5 protein-coding genes are annotated in these 5,070 nt (G+C 42.9%); all 5 read left to right on the plus strand.

Annotated features, from left to right (window positions below; genetic code table 11):
- Positions 1-384, plus strand: a 384-nt coding sequence (locus B9N89_RS31655; RefSeq protein ID WP_200820829.1) for a hypothetical protein, incomplete at its 5' end; no start/stop codon positions are given.
- Positions 338-943: a transposase gene (locus B9N89_RS31015; RefSeq protein WP_159455769.1), complete on the plus strand. Its 606-nt coding sequence runs from the start codon at positions 338-340 to the stop codon at positions 941-943. The genes B9N89_RS31655 and B9N89_RS31015, both read left to right, overlap by 47 nt.
- Positions 944-1,160: 217 nt before the next feature.
- Entirely contained in the window at positions 1,161-2,018 is an 858-nt protein-coding gene (locus tag B9N89_RS31020) for a CPBP family intramembrane glutamic endopeptidase (RefSeq protein ID WP_132326474.1), read from the plus strand.
- Positions 2,019-2,177: 159 nt separating this feature from the next.
- Positions 2,178-4,655 carry an ATP-binding protein gene (locus B9N89_RS31025; RefSeq protein ID WP_132326472.1) on the plus strand — a complete coding sequence of 826 codons (2,478 nt, stop codon included), beginning with the start codon at positions 2,178-2,180 and terminating at the stop codon, positions 4,653-4,655.
- Positions 4,656-4,753: 98 nt separating this feature from the next.
- Positions 4,754-4,993, plus strand: a complete 240-nt coding sequence (locus B9N89_RS31030; protein WP_143478321.1) for a hypothetical protein — start codon at positions 4,754-4,756, stop codon at positions 4,991-4,993.
- Positions 4,994-5,070 lie beyond the last annotated feature (77 nt).

Here is a 5,070-nt window from a genome sequence, read left to right on the forward strand (position 1 = left end):
CTTCTGGTCTTGGATGGTCTTTACACTACAGAAGAAGGTGGTAGCCAAATCTTCACTCGTATTCCAGGGATTGAAAACGATGAGTTGGCCTGCGTAGTGCCTGGAGTCTCTCGCCGAGTGATCAAGTATTTGCGGAAGATGGGACGTTTATCAGAAGACGGTGAAGAGGTTTATATCGGTGATGGAAGCTATGAAGAGCATGAGGCATTGTCTCACATGAAGAGAGCTTCAGTTTCCAGCCGGATTGCTTTGGGATCAAGGGCTGGTCTAAAGGTGCGAAGAATAGGCAGTAGCTTCGGATATGAGGAGGAAAAGTCAATCTTATGGTTGTGTGTCGATGAACGGATTTTCGATCCATGCTGCCACGTCAATCAAGGCCCATGAAAGAGATCGATTAGAAAAGCTTCTTCGTTACTTGGGTCGTGGCCCAGTGTCTCATGAGCGTATAAGCCTCGATGAAAATGGCAATATCCTCTACGAACTGAAAAGCTCCTATGATGGGGCGACTCATGTCATGTTTTCCCCTATGGAATTCATCGAGAAATTAGCATCGATGATCCCACCGCCATACAAACATCAAGTGAACTACTACGGTTGTCTTTCTTCTCATAGTAAACTGAGCCCTAAGATTGTTGGCGGTTCAGTAGTCGGGTCTTGCGGACAGGGTGATCTCCAGCAAGAATGTAAGAACGATGGTGAAGCTGAGGTCGAATCTGATGATTCATCGGCATCCAGATATATTCCGTGGGCTGAACTACTAAAACGGACCTTTGGCATAGAGCTGTCCACCTGTCCCAAATGTGGTGGAAGGGTGCGAGTGATCGCTGCCATAATGGAGGTTGAGGCTATCACTAAAATTCTGAATCATGTTGGCCTTGGATCAGATCCGCCCAAGGGTCAATTTTTGACCAAAGAAGAACATGTCTACGAAAGCTTTTACTAGTAAAGCCAGTAGTCTCCTATTACCTGGAAACAATTTAACTGATGATAATCATGACGATATTCCCCTAATTATCGTCAACCTTCTTAGCCTAGATGAAACAACGGGAAACTAGGTGGGTGGATTCCCACAAAATTATGCCATAATGTAATAGTTGTAAAAATCAGAGATCCGAATTTCATGATTCGTTTTACCTACCCGCGGGCTGAGGGAGTGTTCATTGAGCTGGTTCGATATTGTTTTATTTGGCTTAGTTGGTTTCGCAACAATTGGGATGTTTTATGGACTCAATGGGAGTTACCTAATTGCTGTGACGACCCTGGGGTTGGCAATTTACCAGGGGAGAGTTTCCGGCCTTGGCTTACTGATTATAGCCGTTGGTGTCGGTTTAGGCTGGTTTTTTTCTAATTCAAGGGTGAAGCTGCTTCCCAAAAGTTTGGGTCACTTGCTTCTTATCGTTTTAGTTTTAGCATTATCAATGCATGTGGTACCTGGATTTGAAAATTTGAAAGTGGTTGATGGCTTGCGCCTGGCTCCTGACAGTCTTCCCTATACGATGTATCTTAATCTGGACAAGCAGTTTGCCGCTTGGATTCTTATCCTTGTTGTTGGACTAAAGGCCAACCGCGAAAGCTTAGTCAAAGGTTTAAGTAGAGGTATCTTCTTTGCGATTCCTGTCTTTCTCTTTATTGCTGCTCTGTCACTGTTAGTATCTTGGGTTAGGTTTAATCCAAAGTATCCAGAGATTCTGCCTATCTGGGCCTATAAAAACTTATTGTTTACTTGCGTCAGTGAGGAACTATTTTTTAGAGCCTATATTCAAACCTCTCTGATCAGTTTTTTTTCTTGCAGATTAAAAAATGGTCAGTATTGGGGAATAGCTATGGCGGCTGTGATTTTTGGGTTGGCTCACTTTGCTGGTGGGTTAACCTACGTTTTTATGGCCACAGTTGCTGGTGGTGTCTATGGCTTGGCCTACTACCGCAGTCAATCTCTAGAAGCAGCGATTCTAACTCATTTCTTGGTCAATCTTGGCCATATTCTATTATTTAGCTATCCAGCATTGGCTCCTTCTTAAGGGTGAATCAAAGCCACGTCTGTGGCGCAGTGTGAGAATTAGGATTATAGCTGTAATGATTTTGCCTAGTTTTCAATCGATCTGCTGCCGAAACATAATATAGGGGAAAATTAGAAAGTCGGAGCTATTCGATTGCAGTGCCGCTGGATTTGTAAATTGATGCTTGGAGTGTTTCTTAATGGGCAAGCTTTGTCTCATGAAAGTCCTTGCCTTCAAGAGCATCGGTGCAGGTTGTCAGGTGAACTGCTCCAGTTGGAAAAGCCTGTCGAAGTCAGTGGACCTTGGTCAGTTTTCTGGCAGACCCTTTTAGATCCTAATCAGGTGACAGGAAACAAGCAGGAACCTGATATTACCTCTGTGAGCCAGCCTTGGGCTGTAGATAGGGGAATTAGTTTTGCAACTTACCAAAAAGAAATCTATTTTCCCGCTGAAATGACCGTGGCGATGCAGTTTCCGACAACAGCTTCGGCGAGAAAGGTTTGGATCAACGAAAGGCTCATGTTTGAGCAAGGTACAGTTGCAAAAACCTATGAAGATGAGGAAATCGGAGCCAACAATAAGCTTATTTTCGTCCAGGTTCGGCAAGGCTGGAATACTTTGACGATGCAGATCTCAAACTTTCACCACTACTTTGGTGGGCAGCACAGGAGCATATTGATTGCCAAGCCTTCTGTAATGGCGTCCCGAGTGAAAGACACCTATTTTAAAGATGCTCTGGTACTTGGTGCCATTCTTATCATGTCTTTTTATCATCTTTTTCTTTGGGCTATCAGGAGGTCCAATCGAGGTTCTCTGTTTTTTGCCATTTTCTGTATGAGTATTGGGATTCGATCAAGCTTTACAGGCCCATCTCAGATCCTATTTCAAATCCTTCCGCCAGAATCCTATTCTAATTTAGGACCGTTTTTCGAATATCTAGGTTTTGCTCTTATCACTCCCTCATTTTTTCTCTTTATGAGAAGTCAATTCAGAGAGGAGTTTAGTCACAAACTTGTCTTGACGATTTGCCTGCCATACTGCGTTTTTATTCCAATTATTCTCACTACGTCTTCTCTCATTTATCCAAGGCTTTTGCTTCCTATTCAGCTGACCACAGTAGCTTCTGGTGTGACATTACTGTTTTTGCTATCTCGCGCAGTTTTGAGAAGGAGAAACGGAGCCGTCCTATCTATTTGTGGTGCTCTTATCTTTGTGTTTGCTGGTATGCATGATATTTTTCGAGCGATGGGAAGCATCGGAGGAGAAGAGTGGAGCCATATAGGAACTTTTTCCCTACTATTCTTTCAATCAACACTGGTTGCTTATCGATTCACCCAGTCTTTCTTTCAACTAGATATTGCTGAAAAGAATATTCGTGCACTCAACCAAGACCTAGAGCATAAAGTTGATCAAAGGACCAACGAACTAGCAGATAAGGTCGAAAAACTAAACTCTACTCAGATTGAGCTAAATAAAGCGATCGAGCAAGAGCATCTTGCTAATCAGGCGAAAGGGCAATTTCTTGCCAAGATGAGTCATGAAATCAGAACTCCCCTGAATGCCATTACTGGTTTTGTGGAATTAGCTGAAGAGCAATTGATCGATCGGAAGGATGAGAATGCTGAGACAATTGGATATTTGAAAAATATCGGGCGTTCGAGCGATCACCTGGCAAAGCTCTTAAATGACGTACTTTTCTATACGAAATTTACCTCAGGGAAAGTCGTTTGGCTACCAGAAGAAGTCAATCTTAAGGAGCTACTGGAGTCTATCTACGAACAAATGTCTATCTTTGCCATGGATAAGAAAATCGAATTTGTGAAGAGCCTTGAAGTAGAAGAGAATATATTTATTACCATAGATGTGGCAAAGCTGACTCAGATCATCGTGAACTTACTGAATAATGCCTTTAAGTTTACCGATTCTGGCAAGCAGGTTAGTCTTGAGTGCTCCTATAAAAAAAATGTCCTTACAATTCTTGTTAAAGATCAGGGTGTGGGAATCAAAGAAGAGAATCTAAAGACGATTTTCCAGGAATTTCATCAAGTCATAGATAAACAGAAAGTTTTTCAGCAGGGTTCTGGCTTAGGGCTTAGCATCGTGAAAAGTTTGGTTGAGCATATGAAGGGAAGTATTCAGGTCAGTAGCGAATGGGGGAAGGGGACCGAATTCAAGATCGTACTACCCATTGAAAAAAGCAGTACCCTTAGAGAGATTAAGGGTGAAGAATCCTTCACTTCAGAGCAAGGAAGACACTATACGGTCTTTGCTGCGGATGATAACGACATCAACCGTTTCCTTATTCAAAAACGTTTAGACAAATTTAATCTTCATGTAGAGATTTTTGTAAATGGTCAAGAGCTTTACAATCGGTGTTTAGAGCTGAAGCCTGACCTTATTCTGCTAGACCTTCAGATGCCTGTTCTTGATGGGATTGAAACAGCTAAGCTTATAAGAAAGCATCCAGAAATAGCAGAGGTTCCAATAGTCTGTTTGACTGCCGATGTATTACTGGAAACTAGGGCTAAGGTTGAAGCCGCAGGGATGAATGAACTTCTAACCAAACCACTCAAGAAAAAAGATTTACTTGCAGTCTTCAAGAAGCTCAATTTTCATTTTGAGCTTAAGGAAGAAGAGTCTGAGAACAAAATAGCTTGATACTCCAACTGCTTTTTAAGTAGTTTTAATGGCGCAACATTAAAGCATTACCCGCCGTACCTGGCAAATGGCACAACAACAAGGCTAACGGCTTCCATATGAAAGGCAACAGCTTCGGAACCTATCGCCTAACCTTGCATTTTGATCGCAGGCCTATGGGCAGTGTGAAGCTAAAAATTGACGAAATTCCGTCCGCGTATCGCTTTTTCATCGATGGCGAATTGGTGGTGGAGCAAGGTAAGGTGGCAAAGGAAGCAGACAGCGAGCAACCGAAGGCGGGAGCACGGGTCGTTGAGCTAACCCCTGGTGATCGAAGTGTCGAACTAGGCTCTGTCTGACGAATCGATTCTCCTAAAGCTGATCTCGCAAAGCGCTAAGCAGATCATGGCTTCAAAGCTTGACTTGAGTTTGTCAA

Source organism: Pseudobacteriovorax antillogorgiicola, assembly GCF_900177345.1.
Lineage (GTDB): Bacteria > Bdellovibrionota_B > Oligoflexia > Oligoflexales > Oligoflexaceae > Pseudobacteriovorax > Pseudobacteriovorax antillogorgiicola.